Annotated in this window: 21 protein-coding genes; 8 read left to right on the top strand and 13 right to left on the bottom strand. The window is 59.3% G+C overall.

Annotated features, from left to right (window positions below):
* Positions 1-81 precede the first annotated feature (81 nt).
* Together ACYZT7_RS05795 and trxB are read right to left on the bottom strand one after the other, a co-directional pair.
* Entirely contained in the window at positions 82-654 is a 573-nt protein-coding gene (locus ACYZT7_RS05795; RefSeq protein WP_462040286.1) for a hypothetical protein, read from the bottom strand.
* A 364-nt stretch (positions 655-1,018) separates the two neighbouring features.
* Complete coding sequence (gene trxB, locus ACYZT7_RS05790) at positions 1,019-1,981, bottom strand: thioredoxin-disulfide reductase (protein ID WP_462040285.1); 963 nt, start codon at positions 1,979-1,981, stop codon at positions 1,019-1,021.
* A 316-nt stretch (positions 1,982-2,297) separates the two neighbouring features.
* Here trxB and cysZ point away from each other — a divergent pair, with 316 nt between their 5' ends.
* Both cysZ and ACYZT7_RS05780 read left to right on the top strand, forming a co-directional pair.
* Positions 2,298-3,050: a sulfate transporter CysZ gene (gene cysZ / locus ACYZT7_RS05785; protein WP_282375131.1), complete on the top strand. Its 753-nt coding sequence runs from the start codon at positions 2,298-2,300 to the stop codon at positions 3,048-3,050.
* A 40-nt stretch (positions 3,051-3,090) separates the two neighbouring features.
* Positions 3,091-4,290 carry a glycosyltransferase family 4 protein gene (locus ACYZT7_RS05780; protein WP_462040284.1) on the top strand — a complete coding sequence of 400 codons (1,200 nt, stop codon included), beginning with the start codon at positions 3,091-3,093 and terminating at the stop codon, positions 4,288-4,290.
* 99 nt (positions 4,291-4,389) lie between these two features.
* Here ACYZT7_RS05780 and ACYZT7_RS05775 read toward each other — a convergent pair whose 3' ends face one another.
* The 3 genes from ACYZT7_RS05775 to ACYZT7_RS05765 all read right to left on the bottom strand — a co-directional run bounded on the left by ACYZT7_RS05775 (position 4,390) and on the right by ACYZT7_RS05765 (position 6,783).
* On the bottom strand, positions 4,390-5,493 hold the full coding sequence (locus ACYZT7_RS05775; RefSeq protein WP_462040283.1) for an NADH:flavin oxidoreductase: 1,104 nt from the start codon (positions 5,491-5,493) through the stop codon (positions 4,390-4,392).
* 198 nt (positions 5,494-5,691) lie between these two features.
* Positions 5,692-6,174, bottom strand: coding sequence for a glutathione peroxidase (locus ACYZT7_RS05770; protein ID WP_449643766.1), 483 nt, complete (start codon positions 6,172-6,174; stop codon positions 5,692-5,694).
* Between the two features lie 123 nt (positions 6,175-6,297).
* On the bottom strand, positions 6,298-6,783 hold the full coding sequence (locus ACYZT7_RS05765; RefSeq protein ID WP_007901600.1) for an FKBP-type peptidyl-prolyl cis-trans isomerase: 486 nt from the start codon (positions 6,781-6,783) through the stop codon (positions 6,298-6,300).
* Between ACYZT7_RS05765 and ACYZT7_RS05760 the strand changes: the two genes are divergently transcribed.
* From ACYZT7_RS05760 to ACYZT7_RS05750, 3 genes are read left to right on the top strand one after another with little or no spacing between them, the layout of a single operon-like run.
* Complete coding sequence (locus ACYZT7_RS05760) at positions 6,752-7,090, top strand: DUF3565 domain-containing protein (RefSeq protein WP_462040282.1); 339 nt, start codon at positions 6,752-6,754, stop codon at positions 7,088-7,090. The genes ACYZT7_RS05765 and ACYZT7_RS05760 overlap by 32 nt on opposite strands.
* Positions 7,091-7,150: 60 nt before the next feature.
* The gene (gene pta / locus ACYZT7_RS05755; RefSeq protein ID WP_282375127.1) at positions 7,151-9,250 is read left to right on the top strand and encodes a phosphate acetyltransferase; all 2,100 of its coding nucleotides are present in this window, start codon (positions 7,151-7,153) and stop codon (positions 9,248-9,250) included.
* Positions 9,251-10,156, top strand: a complete 906-nt coding sequence (locus tag ACYZT7_RS05750) for an acyltransferase (protein ID WP_462040281.1) — start codon at positions 9,251-9,253, stop codon at positions 10,154-10,156.
* 156 nt (positions 10,157-10,312) lie between these two features.
* Here ACYZT7_RS05750 and cysN read toward each other — a convergent pair whose 3' ends face one another.
* From cysN to ACYZT7_RS05735, 3 genes are all read right to left on the bottom strand, one after another.
* Positions 10,313-12,211, bottom strand: a complete 1,899-nt coding sequence (gene cysN / locus ACYZT7_RS05745) for a sulfate adenylyltransferase subunit CysN (protein ID WP_462040280.1) — start codon at positions 12,209-12,211, stop codon at positions 10,313-10,315.
* 9 nt (positions 12,212-12,220) lie between these two features.
* Positions 12,221-13,138 carry a sulfate adenylyltransferase subunit CysD gene (gene cysD, locus ACYZT7_RS05740; protein WP_283182974.1) on the bottom strand — a complete coding sequence of 306 codons (918 nt, stop codon included), beginning with the start codon at positions 13,136-13,138 and terminating at the stop codon, positions 12,221-12,223.
* Positions 13,139-13,285: 147 nt separating this feature from the next.
* A complete protein-coding gene (locus tag ACYZT7_RS05735; RefSeq protein ID WP_462040279.1) occupies positions 13,286-14,044 on the bottom strand; it encodes a Nif3-like dinuclear metal center hexameric protein in 759 nt (252 codons plus the stop codon).
* 102 nt (positions 14,045-14,146) lie between these two features.
* On the opposite strand from ACYZT7_RS05735, the gene algW reads away from it, so the two are divergent.
* The 3 genes from algW to ACYZT7_RS05720 all read left to right on the top strand — a co-directional run bounded on the left by algW (position 14,147) and on the right by ACYZT7_RS05720 (position 18,231).
* Positions 14,147-15,307: a Do family serine endopeptidase AlgW gene (algW, locus tag ACYZT7_RS05730; RefSeq protein WP_462040278.1), complete on the top strand. Its 1,161-nt coding sequence runs from the start codon at positions 14,147-14,149 to the stop codon at positions 15,305-15,307.
* Between the two features lie 86 nt (positions 15,308-15,393).
* Complete coding sequence (locus ACYZT7_RS05725) at positions 15,394-17,499, top strand: TonB-dependent siderophore receptor (RefSeq protein WP_462040277.1); 2,106 nt, start codon at positions 15,394-15,396, stop codon at positions 17,497-17,499.
* A 12-nt stretch (positions 17,500-17,511) separates the two neighbouring features.
* Positions 17,512-18,231 carry a DUF4198 domain-containing protein gene (locus ACYZT7_RS05720; RefSeq protein WP_462040276.1) on the top strand — a complete coding sequence of 240 codons (720 nt, stop codon included), beginning with the start codon at positions 17,512-17,514 and terminating at the stop codon, positions 18,229-18,231.
* 124 nt (positions 18,232-18,355) lie between these two features.
* Here the strand turns inward: ACYZT7_RS05720 and hisC are convergent, their stop codons facing one another.
* From hisC to ACYZT7_RS05695, 5 genes are all read right to left on the bottom strand, one after another.
* Complete coding sequence (gene hisC / locus ACYZT7_RS05715) at positions 18,356-19,408, bottom strand: histidinol-phosphate transaminase (protein ID WP_462040275.1); 1,053 nt, start codon at positions 19,406-19,408, stop codon at positions 18,356-18,358.
* Positions 19,409-19,410: 2 nt separating this feature from the next.
* Entirely contained in the window at positions 19,411-20,748 is a 1,338-nt protein-coding gene (hisD, locus tag ACYZT7_RS05710; RefSeq protein ID WP_462040274.1) for a histidinol dehydrogenase, read from the bottom strand.
* Positions 20,749-20,872: 124 nt separating this feature from the next.
* The gene (gene hisG, locus ACYZT7_RS05705; protein ID WP_007901570.1) at positions 20,873-21,508 is read right to left on the bottom strand and encodes an ATP phosphoribosyltransferase; all 636 of its coding nucleotides are present in this window, start codon (positions 21,506-21,508) and stop codon (positions 20,873-20,875) included.
* 127 nt (positions 21,509-21,635) lie between these two features.
* Complete coding sequence (gene murA / locus ACYZT7_RS05700) at positions 21,636-22,901, bottom strand: UDP-N-acetylglucosamine 1-carboxyvinyltransferase (protein WP_046045865.1); 1,266 nt, start codon at positions 22,899-22,901, stop codon at positions 21,636-21,638.
* Between the two features lie 22 nt (positions 22,902-22,923).
* Positions 22,924-23,163, bottom strand: coding sequence for a BolA family protein (locus ACYZT7_RS05695; RefSeq protein WP_007912386.1), 240 nt, complete (start codon positions 23,161-23,163; stop codon positions 22,924-22,926).
* Positions 23,164-23,268: the final 105 nt, after the last annotated feature.

The following is a 23,268-nucleotide window of genomic DNA, read 5'->3' as shown; positions in this document are numbered from 1 at the left end:
AGCGGCGCCGGGACGGTAGCAGGTTCAAGCGCTGGCGGTGGCTCGACAAACTCCAGGCTACCGGCTGCACGTTATTGATAGCTACCCCGGTACCGAGGATTTTTGCGCACCGACACTGCTCGCCCTACCGGCGACTGCCAGTGCCACGCAACAAGCCAGTAACGAGAATGCGGCGAATGCGCCCATTACATGTGGATAAGGCAACACGTGATTCCAGGCTCGAGCCACCCCCAGGAAAGCGGCGAATAGCCAACCACTCATGGACAGCGCACCCAACAAGGCGAGCCGCGCGCGGCCTGCACTGCGCAGTGCGACGAATGGAGCCTTTTGCAGCAACGGGAAGCCGACTCGATGCAATAATGCACCGTTCAGACTAAGCAGCACGACGACAGTCACCTTGGCCCAGAGTTTCTGATTGAGCAGATACGCGTCGCCTTCATCGAGGTAACCCTGAAGCACCAGCAACAGTCCGCTTGCCCAAAGGGCCAGCAGTGCGAGGCTGACGATCTTCTGAGTTTCATCAAGGTACTCAAGCCTCGCCTGGTCCAGTATTTCCTTGCGCCAACTCCAAAGCTTGTGATCCGCTTGCAACACCCTCCCCAGGGCAATACACGTAGCGAGCAGATGACCGTATACGAGAAGCATTTTGAGCATTGCCTTGACCTTATTATTGTTTTGGCGCTGCGTTCCCTGCTTCGCTGAATTGAAAACGAATGATACAAATTTGCAATTGCATTTTCAAGATAGGCATTCATTCATAGGTGCTGGCACCGACCGCGATACAACTGTCATCACACATAGAGCCGGTCATTCCTGTGGCGGATGATGTAGCCGGTCGGCAACCACCACAACACTGTTGTTCGAATGCAGGTCTATGCCACAAAAGGCTTTCAGATTAGCGATGTCAAAAAAATACCCCTCATAGAGGGGTATTTGTGTAGTTACAGTCTGGAAAGACCCTAACTATGTATTCCTAGGTGGGGGAATAGCCGAGGCCGGTATTTTCATTGCAACGCAATCAGAACGAAGCGTTCTGCAGGTCGTCGAGGTAGCGCTCGGCGTCCAGTGCCGCCATGCAACCGGCGCCGGCCGAGGTGATGGCCTGACGGTAAACGTGGTCAGCCACGTCACCGGCAGCAAAGATACCTTCGAGACTAGTGGCAGTGGCGTTGCCGTCACGGCCGCCCTGTACCACCAGGTAGCCGTCTTTCAACGTCAGCTGACCTTCGAACAGCGAAGTGTTCGGGGTGTGGCCGATGGCGATGAACACGCCGTCAACTGTGAGCTCGTCGAAGCTGCCGTCGTTGTTCTTCAGGCGGGCACCGGTCACGCCCATGTTGTCGCCCAGGACTTCGTCCAGAGTCGAGTTCAGCTTCAAGACGATCTTGCCTTCGGCAACCCGGGCATTGAGCTTGTCGATCAGGATCTTCTCGGCGCGGAAGGTTTCGCGACGGTGAATCAAGGTCACTTTGCTGGCGATGTTGGCCAGGTACAGCGCTTCTTCCACAGCAGTGTTACCGCCACCCACCACAGCCACTGGCTTGTTGCGGTAGAAGAAACCGTCGCAGGTCGCGCAGGCCGAAACGCCTTTGCCCATGAACGCTTCTTCCGACGGCAGGCCCAGGTAACGAGCGCTGGCGCCGGTGGCGATAATCAGGGCGTCGCAGGTGTAGGTCGCGCTGTCGCCGGTCAGGGTGTACGGCTTGGCAGCGAAGTCCACGGCATTGATGTGATCGAAGACGATTTCGGTTTCAAAACGCTCGGCGTGCTCTTTCATGCGCTCCATCAGCGCCGGGCCGGTCAGGCCGTGGACGTCGCCCGGCCAGTTGTCGACTTCGGTGGTGGTGGTCAGTTGACCGCCGGCTTGCATGCCGGTGATCAGCAGTGGCTTGAGGTTGGCACGGGCGGCGTAGACCGCGGCGCTGTAACCGGCAGGGCCGGAACCGAGAATAATCACTCGCGAATGACGGACTTCAGACATGACCTGCTCCTGTTGACCGGCCCGAAACTTCTGGCGCGGAACGCCGGGTTGCCGGCGGGAATAAAAAAGGACCGTTGAAAGCACTTGGGGAAGGCTTGAGCTCGACAGTCCTGTAAAAAGTATGGGGTGCAGCGTATCGAGGGGGCGAAGATTAAGGAAATACGGTTTAACAATCCAGCTCATAGGCGGTCTCTATCCCATCACGATGGATACATAGGCGCCTTTGTTACAGTTAATGTCGATGCTGCTACCGCGCTTTCGCCCGTCAGACAAAGCCGGTAAGGTCGGCGCGTTTCCCCTTTGCTCGGAGCACGTTATGCCCGCCCCCGTTCTGTCCGGCCCGCAATACCTGCGCGAAGGCCTCAAGCTGGTCCTGAGCCCTAGCCTGCGCTTGTTCGTATTGTTGCCCCTGGTGATCAACCTGGTGCTGTTCGTCGGATTGATCTATCTGGCCAGCCATCAATTCAGCCTGTGGGTCGATACATTGATGCCGTCCCTGCCCGACTGGTTGAGTTTTCTCAATTATGTCCTCTGGCCGTTGTTCGTGGTGCTGGTAGTGTTGATGGTGTTCTTTACCTTCACCATGCTGGCCAACGTCATCGCCGCGCCATTCAACGGCTTCCTGGCGGAGAAAGTCGAAGTGGTGGTGCGCGGCACCGACGACTTCCCGGCCTTCAGCTGGGGCGAACTGATCGCCATGATCCCTCGCACCCTGGCCCGGGAAATGCGCAAACTCGGCTACTTCCTGCCGCGCGCCATCGGGTTGTTCATCCTTTCGTTCATTCCGGTGGTGAACATCATCGCTGCGCCACTGTGGTTGCTGTTCGGGGTGTGGATGATGGCGATCCAATACATCGACTACCCGGCGGACAACCACAAACTGGGCTGGAACGAGATGCTTGCCTGGTTGCGCGAGAAGCGCTGGCAGAGCATGAGTTTCGGCGGGAGTGTCTATCTGGTGCTGCTGATTCCGGTGGTCAACATCCTGATGATGCCGGCGGCGGTGGCCGGGGCGACCTTGTTCTGGGTGCGTGAGCGTGGCGCGGAGAACCTGGTGACCCAGCGCTGATCCGGTCACAAATCCATCATCCCACCGTCACACTGACGACATGGCCTCAGCCGACACTGAGGTCATGACGACAGCTCTGCATATCACCCTGATCACCGAAACCTTCCCACCGGAAATCAACGGCGTAGCCAATACCCTTGGCCGCTTGTGCGACGGCTTGCGCGCGCGCGGGCATCAGGTGGAATTGGTGCGACCTCGTCAGGGTTGCGAGCAGCAGCTGGGCAGCGACGATACGTTGTTGCTGTGTAGGGGCTGGCCGCTGCCGGGCTATCCCGGTTTGCAATGGGGCCAGTCGTCGATGCACAAATTGCTGCGGCGTTGGAAGCGTCATCGGCCGGACGTGCTGTACATCGCCACGGAAGGACCGCTGGGATTGTCGGCGTTGCGCGCGGCACGGCGCTTGGGGATTTCGGTGGTCAGCGGCTTCCACACCAATTTCCAGCAGTACTCCAGCCAATATGGGTTTGGATTGCTGACACGTTTGCTGACTCACTATCTGCGCTGGTTTCACAATCGCTCGACCCTGACCCTGGTGCCCAGCGTCAGCCAGCGGCTGGAACTGGAGCGCCGGCATTTCGAGCGTCTGGCGTTGCTGTCGAGAGGGGTCGATAGCCAGTTGTTTCACCCGACCAAACGGATTAACGCCCTGCGTGAGAGTTGGGGGGTGGGTAACGACGACATTGCTGTCATCCACGTAGGACGCCTGGCACCGGAGAAAAATCTGGGCCTGCTCAAGCACAGTTTCGACGCGCTGAAAGCGACTTATCCACAGCGAACAATAAAATTGATCGTGGTCGGCGACGGCCCGCAACGAGCGGCACTTGAGAAGGAACTGCCCGAGGCGATTTTCTGTGGTTCACAACGCGGCGAAGCCCTGGCCAGTCACTATGCATCGGGGGATGTGTTTCTGTTTCCGAGCCTGACCGAGACTTTCGGCAACGTGGTGCTTGAGGCGCTGGCTTCGGGCTTGGGTGTGGTGGCTTACGATCAAGCGGCGGCGGCTCAGCACATCCGCCATGGCTACAACGGTGTGCTGGCGATGCCGGGGGACGAAGAGGCGTTCTGCGATGCGGCGTGTTGGCTGCTGGAGAAGCGCGAAACCTTGCGCTGCGTGCGGCTTAATGCGCGTCAGCATGCGAGTCGTCAGGGTTGGGCAGCGATTATCGAGCAGTTTGAAGGGCAGTTGCGCGGGGCTTGTGCTGGGGAACAGGTGGTTCCTGGTGCAGCGACATTGCCCTGAATTCTTTGGCTATATCAAGTAAGTCATCGCGAGCAAGCTCGCTCCCACAGTCGAATGTGGGAGCGAGCTTGCTCGCGATAGCGTCGGTGCAGTCGCTGCTTAAACCAGGGTCATCAACGCCTCACGGCTGAACGGCAGGATGTCTTCTTCCCGGCCATCGCGCACTTTCTGCGCCCAGTCCGGGTCCACCAGCAGCGCACGACCTACCGCCACCAGATCGAACTCATCATTGTTCAAACGCTCCAGCAGTTTTTCCAGACTGGCCGGCTGCGCGATCTTGTCGGTGTTGACCATGAACTGCAGGAACTCGCCGTCCAGGCCGACACTGCCCACCGTGATGGTCGGCTTGCCAGTGAGCTTGCGGGCCCAGCCTGCCAGGTTCAACTCGGAACCGTCGAATTCCGGCTCCCAGAAACGACGTGTCGAGCAATGGAAAATATCCACGCCGGCGTCGGACAACGGTTTGAGGAATTCGCCCAACGCTTCGGGTGTTTGCACCAGACGCGCGGTGTAATCCTGCTGCTTCCATTGGGAGAAACGAAAAATAATCGGGAAGCCTTCGCCGACCGCTGCACGCATCGCCTGGATCAGTTCAATGGCGAAACGCGAACGGTTGGCCAGGCTGCCGCCGTATTCGTCGGTGCGCTGGTTGCTGCCTTCCCAGAAGAACTGGTCCACGAGGTAGCCGTGGGCACCGTGGATTTCCACGCCGTCCATGCCGATGCTCTGGGCATCTTTGGCGGCCTGGGCGAACGCGGCGATAACGTCCTGGATATCTTGTTGGGTCATGCCGTGAACCACGACCTGACCGTCCTTCAATTTCTCCGACGGGCCATAACCCGGCACGCTGGCGTCGGGCTCGGTGCCGATGCGGCGCACGCTGCCGACATGCCACAGCTGCGGAACGATCTTGCCGCCTTCAGCATGAACCGCGTCGACCACTTTCTTCCAGCCGGCCAGCGCTGCTTCACCGTAGAAGTGCGGCACGTTTGGGTAGCCGTTGGAAGCCTTGTGGTCGACGGTGGTGCCTTCGGTGATGATCAGACCGACGCCTGCGGCGGCGCGACGACGGTAGTACTCGATCACTTTGGAATTGGGAACGCCACCCGGCGAAAACGAGCGGGTCATCGGCGCCATGACGACGCGAGTCGGCAGTTCGAGGGTGCCGAGGTGGAACGGTTTGAACAGGACTTTGACGGGCATGGGACGCTCCACGGGACATAGATTATGACGGTGATAATATGGAGAGTTGCCAGCCTTGAACAGCACTATTGATTTAAGTGATTTAGGATCAAAAGACAGTAGGAGCGAAGCTTGCTCGCGAAGGCGTCAGGTCAGTCGATATCAATGTTGAATGACATGACGCCTTCGCGAGCAAGCTTCGCTCCTACAGAGGGGGGTTCAGCTCAGCGCTTTTTCGATCGCCTGAACGACAGACGGATCGTCTGGAGGTGTGCGTGGCGAGAACCGCGCCAGCACACGCCCGTCCTTGCCCAGCAGGAATTTTTCGAAGTTCCAGGTAATGTCACCGGGAAATTCAGCGCCCTCGCCCGCCAGCAGACGGTACAGCTGATGACGATCGTGACCGTTGACTTCCAGCTTGCTGGACAACGGAAACGTCACGCCATAGTTGAGGTTGCAAAACTCCTGGATCTCTTGCTCAGTACCCGGTTCCTGCCCGGCAAACTGGTTGCACGGCAAGCCCAGCACGCTGAAGCCTTTGTCCTTGTATTGCTGGTAGAGGTTTTCCAGCGCCGCGTATTGTGGGGTCAAGCCACATTTTGAGGCGACGTTGACCACCAGCACGACGTTCCCTTTAAAAGGCGCCAGCGGTAGCTCCTGACCATCCAGGGCTGTCAATTTAAGGTCGTGAAAAGCACTCATGACGTACTCCAAATTCCCGTGTTCTTCTCGAAACAGCCACTTGGCGGTGTCACCAGGGACAGCCGCGGACTAAAAAGGCGCCCTCGGGCGCCTCTCCAGTTCTCGAAAGCTTAGCGCAGAAAATCAGTGGTGATGGCCACCTTCGCCATGGACGTGACCATGAGCGATTTCTTCCTGGCTGGCGTCACGGATGTCGATGATCTTGACCTGGAAATTCAGGCGCTGACCAGCCAACGGGTGGTTGCCGTCGACGGTGACATCGTCGCCGTCCAGATCGCGAATGGTGACGATCTGCATCTGGCCGTCTGGAGCGGATGCGTGGAACTGCATGCCCACTTCCAGCTCGTCGACGCCTTCGAACATGCTGCGGCTCAACGTGCTGACCAGTTCGGCAGCGTATTCGCCATAGGCATCTTCAGGTTCTACGGCAACCGTCAGTTCGTCACCGACTGCTTTGCCTTCCAGAGCCTTTTCCAGGCCCGGAATAATGTTACCTGCGCCTTGCAGGTAGACCAGCGGCGCGCCGCCGGCGGAGCTGTCGATGACCTCACCAGCGTCGTTGGTCAGGGTATAGTCGATGGAGACAGCCTTATTGGCGGCGATCAGCATGGGGCGAGACCTTTTGCATAAGAATGAAGAATGGCCAAGTTTAGCGAAGCAATCGTCCGAAAGCGAACACAACCCGGACAGACGGAACGCGGCGAAAGGCTCGACGGTCACAGGTTTCCATCAGGATGAGGACGGGCACTGGGTGGCCGAGCTTTCCTGCGGTCACACCCAGCACCTGCGCCACCAGCCACCCTGGCAATCGCGCGCCTGGGTGCTGGACCCCGCGCAACGTATTGAACAAATAGGCCGGCCCTTTGATTGCGGTTGGTGCGCACAAGGCTCGGTTAGCGATAACCTTGGCGACTGAATTTCGGTAGATCGTCAGACATAGATGATCGCCACTGCCATGCACCTCCAGAGAATTCGCATGCAAACTTTTTTTATCGCACCCACCGATTTTGGTGTGGGTCTGACCTCCATCAGCCTCGGGCTGGTACGTACCCTTGAGCGAGCCGGCCTCAAAGTCGGCTTTTTCAAACCGATTGCCCAGCCGCATCCGGGTGATACAGGGCCTGAACGCTCCACCGAACTGGTGGCGCGCACTCACGGCTTGAAGCCGCCTCAGCCTCTCGGTCTGGCACACGTCGAACGCATGCTCGGCGACGGTCAGCTGGATGAGCTGCTCGAAGAAATCATCACCCTCTATCAGCAGGCGGCCGTCGGCAAAGATGTGCTGATCGTCGAAGGCATGGTCCCGACCCGCAGCGCCAGTTATGCCGCGCGGGTCAATCTGCATTTGGCCAAGAGCCTCGACGCTGAAGTGATCCTGGTCTCGGCGCCGGAAAACGAAGTGCTGACCGAACTGTCTGGCCGAGTGGAATTGCAAGCGCAGTTGTTCGGCGGCCCGAAAGACCCGAAAGTCCTCGGTGTGATCCTCAACAAAGTCAAAACCGACGAGAGCATGGAGGCCTTCGCTTCGCGCTTGAAAGAGCATTCGCCGTTGCTGCGCAGTGGCGATTTCCGTCTGCTGGGTTGCATCCCGTTCCAGCCGGAATTGAACGCCCCGCGCACCCGCGACGTCGCCGACCTGATGGGCGCGCAAATTCTCAATGCCGGTGATTACGAAACCCGGCGCATGACCAAAATCATCATCTGCGCCCGCACCATGCGCAACACAGTGGAGCTGCTCAAGCCCGGCGTGTTGGTGGTAACGCCCGGTGATCGCGACGACATCATCCTCGCCGTCAGCCTCGCGGCCATGAACGGCGTGCCCCTGGCCGGCCTGTTGCTGACCAGCGACACCCTGCCCGACCCGCGCATCATGGACCTGTGCCGTGGCGCGTTGCAGGCTGGCCTGCCGGTGTTGTCGGTGAGCACTGGCTCCTATGACACCGCCAACCAGTTGAACGGTTTGAACAAGGAAATCCCGATCGACGACCGCGAGCGTGCGGAAATCATCACCGATTTCGTCGCCAGCCATCTGGACGCGAACTGGCTGCACCAGCGCTGCGGTACGCCACGGGAAATGCGCTTGTCGCCCGCCGTGTTCCGCTATCAATTGATTCAGCGTGCCCAGGCCGCCAACAAGCGCATCGTTCTGCCCGAAGGCAGCGAGCCGCTGACGGTGCAAGCCGCGGCGATCTGTCAGGCGCGTGGCATCGCTCGTTGCGTGTTGCTGGCGAAACCTGCGGATGTCGAAGCCGTCGCCCGCGCCCAAGGCATCGAGTTGCCGCCGGGGCTGGAAATTCTCGACCCGGACCTGATCCGCGAGCGCTACGTCGAACCGATGGTCGCCCTGCGCAAAAGCAAAAGCCTCAACGCGCCGATGGCCGAGCAGCAACTGGAAGACACCGTGGTGATCGGCACCATGATGCTGGCGCTGGATGAAGTCGACGGCCTCGTGTCCGGGGTCATTCACTCCACCGCCAACACCATCCGCCCAGCCCTGCAACTGATCAAGACCGCGCCGGGCTGCACGTTGGTGTCTTCGGTGTTCTTCATGCTCTTTCCCGAGGAAGTGCTGGTCTACGGCGACTGCGTGATGAACCCGCACCCGAGCGCCAGCGAACTCGCCGAGATCGCGCTGCAAAGCGCCGACTCGGCCGCCGCATTCGGCATCACCCCACGCGTGGCGATGATCAGCTACTCCAGCGGTGAATCGGCCAGCGGCGAAGAAGTCGAGAAGGTTCGCGAAGCGACATTGCTCGCCCACGAACAACAGAACTCGCTGTTGATCGACGGCCCGTTGCAGTACGACGCCGCCGCCAACGAAACCGTCGCCCGGCAACTGGCGCCGAACAGCCAGGTCGCCGGTCGCGCCACAGTGTTCGTATTCCCCGACCTGAACACCGGCAACACCACCCACAAAGCCGTGCAGCGCAGTGCCGATTGCGTCAGTCTCGGCCCAATGCTGCAAGGCCTGCGCAAACCGGTGAACGACCTGCCGCGTGGTGCGCAAGTTGACGACATCGTTTACACCATCGCATTGACCGCGATTCAAGCTGCCAACCGACCTTTGGACCTTTAAATGCTGGATTCCCTACCTGCACCGCTGCGAGGCGTGATTGCCTCGTTGTTGTTGGCACTGAACACGATTGCCTGCTGCACACCGCTGTTCATCGTTGCGATTTTCAAACTGTTGCTGCCCTTCCCCGCCGCCCAGCGCTTTACCGATTGGCTGATGGGCCACATCCACGAAGCCTGGATCAGCAACAACAAAGCGTGGATGGACTTGCTCGGGCACACGCGCTGGAAGCTCAGCGGCCTCGAAAGCCTGGACTATCAGCACTCATATTTGATCACCAGCAACCACCAGAGCTGGGTCGACATCATGGTGCTGCAGTACGTGCTGAACCGCCGCATCCGCCCGCTAAAGTTCTTCCTCAAACAGGAACTGATCTGGGTACCGGTGATTGGCCTGGCGTGGTGGGCACTCGGTTTTCCGTTCATGAAACGCTACTCCAAGGCCTATCTGGAAAAGCACCCGGAGAAGAAAGGCAAAGACCTGGAAACCACCCGCAAGACGTGCGACAAGTTCCGCAATAACCCGGTGGGGATTTTCAACTTCGTCGAAGGCACACGCTTCACCGAAGCCAAGCATGCGCAGCAGAAATCACCGTTCCGCCACTTACTCAAACCGAAGGCCGGCGGCATTGCGTTTGTGCTGGACGCCATGGGTGAGCAGTTGGAAGCCATCGTCAACGTGACCATCCACTATCCGGCCGGGCGCCCTGGTTACTGGGATTTGCTCTGTGGGAATGTGAAGGATGTGGTGGTGCACTTTCAGGAACTGAAGATTCCGCCGCAGTTCATCGGCAAGAACTACGACCAGGATGGGGAATATCGACTGCAGTTTCAGGGCTGGATTAATCAGCTGTGGGAAGACAAGGATGCGCTGCTTGCGCAGATGCATCGTGAGTATCCAACCAAGTAATCAGGTGCCTGTGCCGGCCCCTTCGCGGGCAAGCCTCGCTCCTACAGGAATCTCGCAATCGGTAGGAGCGAGGCTTGCCCGCGAAGGCGTCCGACCAGACACAAAAAAACCCGCCGATGATCACTCATCGGCGGGTTTTTTGTTAACGGCTAACGCTTAGATCGCGCCACGCTTACGCAGCAGATCCAGCACTTGCTTGACGCTTTCTTCCAGCGACAGCGACTGGGTGTCGACCACGAGGTCGGCGTCCAGCGGCACGTCGTACGGGAAGGAATCGCCCGGGATGTTATCCCCGGCCGCCGCGTACAGGCCTTGTGGATCACGCTCGGCACAGACCGTCGGAGAGGCCTGGACGTAGACCGTCAGCAGACGCTCCTTGCCGATCAGGTCCTTGGCCTGCTCACGACCTTCGGCACTCGGCGCAACGAAGGCGGCCAAGGTCAACAAACCGGCTTCGTTGAACTGACGGGCAACATGCGCCGCGCGACGCCAGTTCTCGGTACGCCCGGCGCGGTCCTGTGGCAGACCTTTGTTCAGGTCGTGTCGCAGGTTCTGACCATCGAGTACAAACACCGCACGGCCCATGTCGAACAGCTTGCGTTCAACCGCGTAAGCCAGGGTGCTTTTGCCGGCGCCCGACAAGCCGCTGAACAACACGGTGGCCGGTTGCTGGCCGAAACGCTGGGCGCGTTCTTCGGTGGCGACGTGAGCCAGTTTGCCGTGATGCGTGCTGGTGCCATGGCTCAATGGCTGAGCGATGATCATGCCGGCCGCAACGGTGCCATTGGTCAAACGATCGATGACGATGAACGAACCGGTGGTGCGGTTGCTCGCGTAGCCGTCCAAAGCGATGGCTGCGTCGAGGCTGATCTTGACCCGACCGATTTCGTTCAAATGCAACGAACTGGCCGGACCTTCTTCGAGGGTGTTCACGTCAACGCGGTTGACGATGCTGGTGATCGAACCCGGCACGTAAGTGGTGGCGCGCTTGATGTCGTATTTCTTGCCCGGCAGCATCGGCTCTTCGGCCATCCACACCAGCATGGCGTCGAAGGCATCAGTCACTTGCGGCTGGTTATCGGCGTGCACCAGCAAGTCGCCGCGGGAGATGTCGATCTCGTCTTCCATGGTCAGCGTGACGGCCTGACCTGGACCAGCGTGCTCCAGCTCACCTTCGAAGGTAACGATGGATTTCACGCGGCTGCTCTTGCCCGACGGCAGCACAACGACTTCGTCGCCCTTGTGCACGACGCCGCTGGCCAGGGTACCGGCGAAACCACGGAAGTTCAGGTTTGGACGGTTGACGTACTGCACCGGGAAACGCAGGTCGGTGTAGTTGCGGTCGTTGGCGATCTCGACGGTTTCAAGAATCTCCATCAGCGACTGGCCGGTGTACCACGGCGAGCGCTCGGACTTGTTCACCACGTTGTCGCCCTTCAGCGCCGACATCGGCACGAAGGCCATGGTGGTCGGTTTGAACGCGATACCTTCAGCGAACTTCAAGTAATCGGCCTTGATCGACTCGAAGACTGTTTCGTCGAAGCCGTTGAGGTCCATCTTGTTGATGGCGACAACGATGTGCTTGATGCCGAGCAACGAGGCAATGAAGCTGTGGCGACGGGTCTGGGTCTGCACGCCGTAGCGGGCGTCGACCAGGATGATCGCCAGGTCACAGGTGGACGCACCGGTGGCCATGTTGCGGGTGTACTGCTCATGGCCAGGGGTGTCGGCGATGATGAATTTGCGTTTGGCGGTGGAGAAATAACGGTAAGCGACATCGATGGTGATGCCCTGCTCCCGCTCGGCCTGCAGGCCGTCGACCAGCAATGCCAGGTCGATGTCATCGCCGGTGGTGCCGACTTTTTTCGAGTCGCGGGTAATGGCTTCCAGGTGATCTTCGTAGATCATTTTGGAGTCGTGCAGCAGGCGCCCGATTAGGGTGCTCTTGCCGTCGTCGACGTTGCCACAGGTAAGAAAGCGCAGCATTTCCTTGCGTTCGTGCTGGCCCAGATAGGCGAGGATGTCCTCGCTGATCAACTCAGATTGATGCGACATGACAACCCCTTAGAAATAACCCTGACGTTTCTTTTCTTCCATCGAGCCGGCGCCATCGTGATCGATGACTCGGCCCTGGCGTTCGGAAGTTCGCGTCAGGAGCATTTCCTGAATGATGTCGGTCAGGCTGATGGCCTCGGATTCGACCGCACCGGTCAACGGGTAGTCGCCGAGTGTACGGAAACGGACCTTCTTCTTGACGATACGCGCCTTGTCTTCATCGCTCAGGTGATTGAGCAGGCGTTCGTCGTCGATCATGATCCAGGTGCCATTCATCTCGATGACGTCGCGCTCGGCGGCGAAATACAGCGGCACAATCGGGATGCCTTCGAGGTAGATGTACTGCCAGATGTCCAGCTCGGTCCAGTTCGACAGAGGGAACACGCGGATCGATTCGCCCTTGTTGACCTTGCCGTTGTAAACGTTCCACAACTCGGGACGCTGGTTTTTCGGGTCCCAGCGGTGCTTGGTGTCGCGGAAGGAATACACGCGCTCTTTGGCACGGGATTTCTCTTCGTCGCGACGGGCACCGCCGAAAGCGGCATCGAAACCGTACTTGTCGAGGGCCTGCTTGAGGCCTTCGGTTTTCATGATGTCGGTGTGCTTGGCGCTGCCGTGGGTCAGCGGGTTGATGCCCTGCGCGACGCCATCGGGATTCACGTGCACGATCAGGTCCAGGCCGAGTTCTTCGACCATGCGGTCGCGGAACGCGTACATTTCCTTGAACTTCCACCGGGTGTCGACGTGCATCACCGGGAACGGCAGTTTGCCCGGGAAGAATGCTTTGCGCGCAAGGTGCAGCATCACGGCGGAGTCTTTACCGACGGAGTACAGCATCACCGGGTTATCGAACTCGGCGGCGACCTCGCGGATGATGTGGATGCTTTCGGCCTCCAGCTGTTTCAGATGCGTCAGTTTGTCGACCATGGCTACTCACGAAAACGATCTTATGGACGGCCAGCGGGCCGTGTTCGAGCGGGGAATGCTAGCACAGCGACCTCTTCTAATCAGGACGCCGACTAGATCGAAAGGGTATATGAATATACCCCCTCGTTTGGGCTGCGATCCCGTAGGTCAGATGGGGTTCGGGCAATCGATGAAGATGTGCTCAAGGGCAAAACGCCGCGCCAGATAATCCCCCAACGCCTGAACGCCATAGCGCTCGGTGGCATGGTGGCCGGCGGCGATGAAGCTGATGTTGTTTTCCCGGGCGCTGTGGAAGGTCTGCTCGGACGCCTCACCGCTGAGGTACAAGTCGACGCCAGCCAGCACGGCCTGATCGATGTAACCCTGACCGCCACCGGTGCACCAGCCAACGCGGCGGATCATCTCGCTGCCTTCAATCAGTAACGGCTCGCGTCCCATGACTTCTTGTACGCGACGGGCAAAATCGCGGGGCGTCACTGGCTCGTTCAATGAACCGACCAGGCCGACAACTTTAAGGTTGTCCGGGTCCAGCGGGCCTTCGACGGTGATGTCCAGCTGACGTGCCAGCTGCACGTTATTGCCGACTTCCGGGTGCAGATCCAGCGGCAGATGGTAGGACAACAGGCTGATCTCGTGCTTGAGCAGGGTTTTTAACCGACGCTGCTTCATGCCGGTGATGCACGGATTCTCACCCTTCCAGAAGTAGCCGTGATGCACCAGCACCAGATCGGCGTTGGCTTCCACCGCGGCGTCGAGCAGCGCCTGGCTGGCGGTGACGCCACTGACGATGCGCATCACCTGCGGCCTGCCTTCGACCTGCAACCCGTTGGGGCAGTAATCGGCAATCTTTGCACTGCTAAGGTAACGGTCGGCTTCTTCGACCAGGGTGCTCAGGGCGACGGCCATAAAAGACTCCTAAATATCCCGTTCAGAGGCACGCTTCGCCTCGTATAATGCGCGACATTATGGGCGGTCTCATACCGCCTGCAACCTCTCAGGACGTGCTTAATGCTTAAGGCGCTGCGTTTTTCCGGCTGGCCGCTGTTGGCCGGCGTGCTTATCGCTCTATTGATAATCCAGCGTTACCCGCAGTGGGTCGGGCTCCCAAGCCTCGACGTCAACATGCAGCAAGCCCCGCAAACCACCACGATGCAACAAGGCCCCGTGTCCTATGCCGACGCGGTGACCACGGCGGCGCCGTCGGTGGTCAACCTGTACACCACCAAAGTCATCAACAAACCGAACCATCCACTGTTTGAGGACCCGCAGTTCCGCCGCTTCTTCGGCGACAACTCGCCCAAGCAGAAGCGCATGGAATCGAGCCTCGGCTCCGGCGTGATCATGAGCCCGGAAGGTTACCTGCTGACCAACAACCATGTGACCAGCGGCGCCGACCAGATCGTGGTGGCGCTCAAGGACGGTCGTGAAACCTTGGCCCGTGTAATCGGCAGCGACCCGGAAACCGACCTTGCGGTATTGAAAATAGATCTGAAAAACCTGCCATCGATCACGGTCGGGCGTTCCGACAACATCCGCATCGGCGACGTAGCCCTGGCTATCGGTAACCCGTTCGGCGTGGGCCAGACCGTGACCATGGGCATCATTAGCGCCACCGGGCGTAATCAGCTGGGCCTGAACAACTACGAAGACTTCATCCAGACCGACGCCGCGATCAACCCAGGCAACTCCGGCGGTGCGCTGGTGGATGCCAACGGCAACCTGACCGGCATCAACACGGCGATCTTCTCCAAGTCCGGCGGCTCCCAGGGCATCGGTTTCGCGATCCCGGTGAAACTGGCCATGGAAGTGATGAAGTCGATCATCGAGCATGGCCAGGTCATTCGCGGGTGGCTCGGTATCGAAGTGCAGCCGTTGTCTCAGGAGCTGGCGGAATCTTTTGGTCTGTCGGGGCGTCCGGGCATTGTGGTCGCGGGAATTTTCCGCGACGGGCCGGCGCAGAAGGCCGGCCTGCAATTGGGCGATGTGATTCTCAGCATTGACGGCGAGCCGGCTGGCGATGGGCGCCGCTCGATGAACCAGGTCGCGCGGATCAAACCGACCGACAAGGTCACGATCCAGGTGATGCGCAACGGCAAAGAGCTCAAGCTGACCGCAGAGATCGGTTTGCGTCCACCACCGGCGCCAGTTAAAGAGAAAGAAGAAGACTAACGCTGGCCCGAGACTATCGGGCTAACAGCAGACATTCTCATTAGACATGTTATATTGTTTCAATATCTATATTGGAACAACATAACATGTCGTCTCGAACAATGGCTTCCGTGGCAAGTCTTGCCCTCGGCCTGCTGGGGGATCCGGTCTTCGCCGAAGAGTCCGGCACCCTCGAACTGGACGCCATCAGCGTCACCTCCGACTACGAATCGCCCACCGGCCCGGTCAAGGGTTACCGCGCTACGCATTCTTCCAGCGCGACCAAAACCGACACCGCGATCCGCGATATACCGCAATCCATCAGCGTCATTCCCGTCAGTGTGCTTAACGATCTGGGCAGCACCAGCGTCGAGCGTGCCCTCGATTTTGCTGGCGGCGTGTCGAAGCAGAACAACTTCGGCGGCCTGACGCTTTATGAATACAGCGTGCGCGGCTTCACCACGTCGGAGTTCTACAAGGATGGCTTCAGCGCCAACCGTGGTTACCCGAGCACGCCGGACGTGGCCAACATCGAGCGCATCGAAGTGCTCAAAGGCCCCGCCGCCAGTCTCTATGGACGTGGCGATCCGGGCGGCACGGTAAACATCGTCACCAAGAAACCCCAGCCCGAAGCCTTCACCACCCTGCAAACCAGCGCCGGCAGTTGGGATCGTTATCGCACCGCGCTGGACATCAACACGCCGCTGGATGACGACGCCAACGTGTTGTCTCGAATCAACCTGGCCGTCGAGGACAACCACAGCTTTCGTGATCATGTGAACAGCCAGCGAGTGTTCGTCGCGCCCTCCTTCAGTTGGCAACTGAACCCGGACACCAACCTCTTGGTGGAGAGCGAATTCGTGCGTCACAGTTCCACGTTCGATCGCGGCATCGTCGCGCCTAACAATAAATGGAGTGGCGTTTCTCGCTCGACTTTCCTAGGCGAACCCAACGATGGCGACATTGATAACCACAACAACAGGCTGCAAGCTGCGCTCGAGCATCATCTCAACGACAGCTGGAAATTGCGTCTGGCCAGCCATTACAAGGAAGGCCAACTCTGGGGTTACGCCTCGGAAAATCGCCCGCTGAATGCCGACGGCCACACCGTCAATCGACGTTATCGCGAGCGCGATACCAATTGGCACGACAGCATCACCCAGCTCGAATTGCGCGGTCTGTTCGACCTCGGTAGCTGGCAGCACGAACTGCTGATTGGCAGCGAGTACGAGAACTTCCGCAAAAACGAACGGGTCACGACCATTGCCGGCGGTCCCTACGCCATCGATATTTATCAGCCTGTCTACGGCCAGCCGAAACCCAACGGCACGCGCTCCGGCACGAATTTTTTTGAACACGTCGAAAGCCAGGCGCTGAACCTGCAGGATCAGATCGTCTTCACCGACAAACTGCGCGGCATGCTCGGTGCACGTTTCGAACACTTTGAGCAAAGCATCGATGATCACAGCCGCGGCGCCACCAGCCGCCAGAACCACGACGCGTTGACCCAACGGGCTGGCCTGCTCTACCAACTGACACCCGAAGTGGGGTTGTTCGCCAACGCCTCCACTTCGTTCAAACCGAACAACGGCCTGGATTCCGCTGGCAAATCCTTCGACCCGGAAGAAGGCGTCGGTTATGAAGTCGGGATCAAGAGCGAATTGTTCGACGATCGTCTGAGTACCACCCTCGCCGCCTTCCAGATCGAAAAGGAAAATGTCCTGGCGCTCGACCCGAGCACCGACTCCAGCCGCGCCATGGGCAAGGCCCGCAGCCAGGGATTCGACCTGCAAGTCACCGGGCAAGTGACTGACGCCGTGCGGGTGATCGGTGCCTTCGCCTACATCGACGCCGAGGTCACCGAGGGCGACAAGGTGATTCCCACAGGCAGCCGAATCCTAGGCGTCGCCCAACGCAGCGGCAGTCTGCTGGGGGTTTATGAATTTCAGGACGGCCATTTGCGCGGTTCGGACCTTGGCGCAGCGTTCACTTATGTCGGCGATCGTTCGGGTGAAGCCGGCGGCGAATTCGAATTGCCGGCTTACCACACCGTCGACCTGCTAGCCCATTACGAGGCCAGCGAAAATGTCACCGTGGGCCTGAACCTGAACAACCTTTTCGACGAGAAATACTACGAGCGCTCCTACAGCAACTACTGGGTCAACCCCGGCGAGCCGCGCAATTTCACCGTCAGCCTGACACTCAATCTGTAAAAGGACGTCACCATGCAACACCTCAAACCTCTGGCACTGCTCGGCCTGCTTTTCGCCACCCAGGTCTCAGCCCATGGCCTCTGGACCGAACAACGTCGCGGCAATATCGAAGTGATTTACGGCCACGGTGCCGAAGACAACGCCTTCAAGGCGCAGAAAATCAGCGGCGCCTGGGCGTATGACGTCAGCGGCAAAATGATCCCGGTGACCGTGCAGCGCTTGGCTGATCACGCACGTCTGCAACCGCTGAAGCCGCCCGCCGTGATGGCGGTGGCGTTGGACAACGGCATGTGGTCGCAGACGGCGGATAAAAAATGGATCAACGAAGGACGCAGCAAAGTGCCAGGGGCCATCGAGTCGACGCAGACCTTCAAATACAGCCTGGCGATTTATCAGCCGGGGGCGAAGTTGCCGAAGCTTGATCAGATGAAATTGCTGATTCTGCCGGAGATTGATCCGCTGACGGTCGGGCCGGGCAAGTCGTTGCCGGTTCGAGTGCTACTGGATGGCAAACCAGCGGCGGGTGTGAAGTTGATTGGTGACTATCGCAGCGCGCCGAACACGTTGAGCACCGAGACGGATAAGGACGGCCGGGCGCAGGTGGTAGTGCGAAATGAGGGGTTGAATGTGATTTCGGCGCAGATGGAGATTGTGCTGAAGGACAATCCGGATGTGGCGACCCGCGGGGTGTTTAGTTCGTTGACGTTCCTCGGCGAAGCGCATCACGAATAAAAGCCCCCCCAAAACAACTGTGGGAGCGAGCTTGCTCGCGATGAGGCCATAACATTCAGCATCTATGTTGAATGTCAGACCGCCATCGCGAGCAAGCTCGCTCCCACAGGATCGGGGGGTATCTTTAGAGGTCGCCGAGGCCGTCGATCAACGCCTGGTTCTGCTCCGGTGTGCCAATCGAAATCCGCAGGAACTGGGCAATCCGCTCCTGCTTGAAGTGCCGAACGATCACGCCTTGCTCGCGCAACTTCGCCGCCAGTCCTGCCGCATCGTGTTTCGGATGACGCGCAAAAATGAAGTTCGCCGCTGACGGCAACACTTCAAAGCCCTTCGCTTCCAATTGCGCAACGACCTTTTCACGATGCTCGATGACCAACCGGCAGGTCTTGTCGAAGTACTCACGATCTTCAAACGCTGCGGCTGCACCAACATTCGCCAGACGATCCAGCGGATAGGAGTTAAAGCTGTTCTTGATCCGCTCCAGCGCCTCGATCAGGTCCGGATGCCCCACCGCCAGCCCCACCCGCAGGCCGGCCAGTGAACGGGACTTGGACAGGGTCTGGGTCACCAGCAGGTTCCGATAACGGTCCACCAGGCTGATCGCCGTCTCACCACCGAAGTCGATGTAAGCCTCATCGACCACGACCACCGAATCCGGGCTGGCCTTGAGGATTTGCTCTACGGCATCCAGCGACAACAGGCAACCCGTCGGTGCATTCGGATTCGGGAAGATGATCCCGCCGTTCGGCTTGGCGTAGTCCGCCGGGTTGATCTGGAACTGCTCGTCCAGCGGCACCGCGTCGAAGGTGATGCCATACAAGCCGCAGTAAACCGGATAGAAGCTGTAGCTGATGTCCGGGAACAGCAGCGGCTGATCGTGTTGCAGCAAACCGTGAAAGATGTGCGCCAGGACTTCATCGGAACCGTTGCCGAGGAACACCTGATTGCCCTGCACGCCGTAATACTTGGCGACCGCTTGCTTGAGCAGGTCGCTGTTGGGGTCCGGGTACAGACGCAAGCTGTCATTCAGTTCGGTCTGCATGGCCGCCAAGGCTTTTGGCGATGGGCCGTACGGGTTTTCGTTGGTGTTGAGCTTCACCAGTTTCGCCAGCTTCGGCTGCTCGCCCGGCACGTAAGGCACCAGATTCTTGACGAACGGGCTCCAGAATTTACTCATGTTCAGTTCCCCTGCCCTTGCGGAAAATCTTCGTCAACGATGCGGTATTCGGCGCTACGGGCGTGCGCAGTCAGCGACTCGCCACGGGCCAGCACGGAAGCGGTTTTGCCCAGTTCGGAGGCACCCTGCTCGGAGCAGAAGATGATCGACGAGCGTTTCTGGAAGTCGTAAACACCCAGTGGCGAAGAGAAGCGCGCGGTGCCGGACGTCGGCAACACGTGGTTAGGACCAGCGCAGTAGTCGCCCAGGGCTTCGGACGTGTGACGGCCCATGAAGATCGCGCCGGCGTGACGAATCTGCGGCAACCAGGCCTGCGGATCGGCAACCGACAACTCCAGATGTTCTGGCGCAATGCGATTGGCCACTTCGATGGCTTGGTCCATGTCACGAACCTTGATCAGCGCGCCACGACCGTTGATCGAGGTTTCGATGATCTCGGCGCGCTCCATGGTCGGCAGCAATTTGGCGATGCTCGCTGCAACCTTGTCGAGGAACTCGGCGTCCGGGCTGACCAGAATCGCTTGGGCGTCTTCGTCGTGCTCGGCCTGGGAGAACAGGTCCATGGCAATCCAGTCCGGATCGGTCTTGCCGTCGCACACCACGAGGATCTCGGAGGGGCCGGCGATCATGTCGATGCCGACCTGGCCAAACACGTGGCGCTTGGCCGTGGCGACATAGATGTTGCCCGGACCGACCACCTTGTCGACCTTCGGCACGCTTTCGGTGCCGTAAGCCAACGCAGCGACCGCTTGAGCGCCGCCGATGGTAAACACGCGGTCGACGCCAGCGATGCAAGCTGCGGCCAGTACCAGCTCGTTGATTTCACCACGAGGAGTCGGCACCACCATGACCACTTCGGTCACGCCGGCCACCTTGGCCGGAATTGCGTTCATCAGAACCGAGGAAGGATAAGACGCCTTGCCACCCGGTACATACAGGCCGGCGCGATCCAGCGGCGTGACCTTCTGGCCCAGCACGGTGCCGTCGGCCTCGGTATAGCTCCAGGAATCCTGTTTCTGTTTCTCGTGGTAGCTGCGTACTCGAGTCGCGGCTTTTTCCAGCGCTTCACGCTGAGGCACGGTGATTCGGGTCAGGGCCAGTTCCAGACGTTCGCGAGGCAAGATCAGGTCCGCCATGGACGCGACTTGCAGGCCATCGAACTTCTGAGTGAACTCCACCAGCGCCGCATCGCCACGCTCACGCACGGCCTTGATGATGTCCAGCACTCGCTGATTGACCGAGTCGTCAGACACACTTTCCCAGCTCAGCAGATGATCCAGATGATGTGCGAAATCCGGGTCAGCAGCGTTGAGTCGGCGAATTGCAGTCGGTGCGGTCATAGCGAGAGCCTCATAGGAATGGCGAAAACTCAGGTACCCGAAGCTACCATCGATCCGCTTGGGCACCTGAGAATTCTGGCTATGAGGCGGATAGACGGGCGCGACTTAACGTCGCGCAGGTAAATCAGCCGCGGTGTCGAGACTCCACTGCCTTGCGCAGGGTGTCGATCAACGCCTGGATACGGGCGTGCTGCATTTTCATCGAAGCTTTGTTCACGATCAGCCGGGAGCTGATGTCGGCAATGAAATCCTGGGGTTCCAGGCCATTGGCGCGCAGGGTGTTGCCGGTGTCGACCACGTCGATGATCTTGTCCGCAAGACCGATCAGCGGCGCCAGTTCCATCGAGCCGTAAAGCTTGATGATGTCGACCTGGCGGCCCTGTTCGGCGTAGTAGCGCTTGGCAACGTTGACGAACTTGGTCGCCACCCGCAAACGGCCCTTGGGCTCGACATCGCCGACACGACCGGCGGTCATCAGCTTGCAGAGGGCAATTCGCAGGTCTAAAGGCTCATACAAACCTTGGCCGCCATATTCCATCAGCACATCTTTACCGGCGACGCCCAGGTCAGCGGCACCATGCTCGACGTACGTCGGCACATCGGTGGCGCGCACGATCAGCAGCCGCACATCGGCCTGAGTCGTGGGGATGATCAGCTTGCGGCTTTTGTCCGGATTCTCGGTCGGCACGATGCCCGCTTCAGCCAGAAGCGGCAGGGTGTCGTCAAGGATGCGGCCCTTGGACAGTGCGATGGTCAACATGGGAAACGTCAGTCCTTATCAAGGTACTCATGCCCGGTCGCAAATGGCGCCGGACACACATCGAGCCGGAAACCGGCTCGACTTCAACAAATCAACGGGCGCGTCCCTGCGCCCATGCAGCAGAAAACTAGCCCGGTACGCGGCGGATCTTGGCGCCGAGCATCTGCAGTTTCTCTTCGATGCACTCGTAACCACGGTCGATGTGGTAGATGCGGTCGATCAGGGTGTCACCTTCGGCGATCAGCGCCGAGATCACCAGGCTGGCCGAAGCACGCAGGTCGGTGGCCATCACTGGCGCGCCCTTGAGCTTTTCGGTACCGGTGACGATGGCAGTGTTGCCTTCGACCTGAATCTTAGCGCCCATACGGTGCAGTTCGTAAACGTGCATGAAGCGGTTCTCGAAGATCGTCTCGATCACGGCACCGGTGCCTTCGGCAATGGCGTTGAGGGAGATGAACTGCGCTTGCATGTCAGTCGGGAACGCCGGGTACGGAGCGGTCCGCACGTTAACGGCTTTTGGCCGCTTGCCGTGCATGTTCAGCTCGATCCAGTCTTCACCGCAGGTGATTTCGGCACCCGATTCCTTGAGTTTCTCAAGAACGGCTTCGAGGATGGTCGGATCGGTGTCCTTGACCTTCACACGACCGCCGGTCACAGCGGCTGCGACCAGGTAAGTGCCGGTCTCGATACGGTCAGGCATCACTTTGTAAGTGGTCGGGTGCAGACGCTCGACGCCATCGATGGTGATGGTGTCGGTGCCGGCGCCAGTGATCTTGGCGCCCATGGCGATCAGGAAGTTCGCCAGGTCAATGACTTCAGGTTCGCGAGCGGCGTTTGCCAGAACGCTGCGGCCCTTGGCCAGAGCGGCCGCCATCATGATGTTTTCGGTACCGGTCACACTGACGGTGTCGAAGAAGAAGTGCGCACCGCGCAGGCCACCTTCAGGTGCCTTGGCCTTGATGTAGCCGCCTTCGACGTCGATGACCGCGCCCATGGCTTCGAGGCCACGAATGTGCAGGTCAACCGGACGCGAACCAATGGCGCAACCGCCAGGCAGTGCGACTTCGGCTTCACCAAAACGCGCAACCATCGGGCCCAGCACCAGGATCGACGCACGCATGGTTTTAACCAGTTCGTACGGTGCGATCAGGGTCTTGATGGTACGCGGGTCGATTTCGACGCTGAGTTTCTCGTCGATCACCGGCTCAATACCCATGCGACCGAACAGCTCGATCATGGTGGTGATGTCGTGCAGGTGCGGCAGGTTGGCAACGGTAACCGGGCCATCGCACAGCAGGGTTGCAGCCAGGATCGGCAGGGCAGAGTTCTTTGCCCCGGAGATGCGGATTTCGCCATCAAGACGAACGCCACCGGTAATAATCAATTTATCCATAAGAATCTCGACGCCCTTGGGCTCAGGTGCGCTCGGCCCAGGCCGCGCTGCTGAAAAATTTCATAGTGACCGCATGGATGCTGCCATCGGTGATCCATGGGTTCAAATGGGCATAGATCTGCTGCTGACGCTTCACCGGGCTCAACGCCGCCAGTTCATCGCTAATCACGTTCAGCTGAAAGTTGCAGCCTTCGCCCTCGACTTCTACTAGGGTTCCTGGCAGCTTTCCTTCAAGGAAGCTCTTCACTTCTACGGCCTGCATGCTCAACCTCAATCGGCGCCCTGTGCGCGCGGGTCGGACATCATACAAAAAAGCCCCGCGCCTGCGAACCCCGCGAAGCAGGACTCTGACGGGGGGCTTCTTTAT

The organism is Pseudomonas sp. RT4P38, from assembly GCF_054897765.1.
Note: the sequence above shows the minus strand (reverse complement) of the source record. Positions and strands in the feature narration are given on the sequence as shown.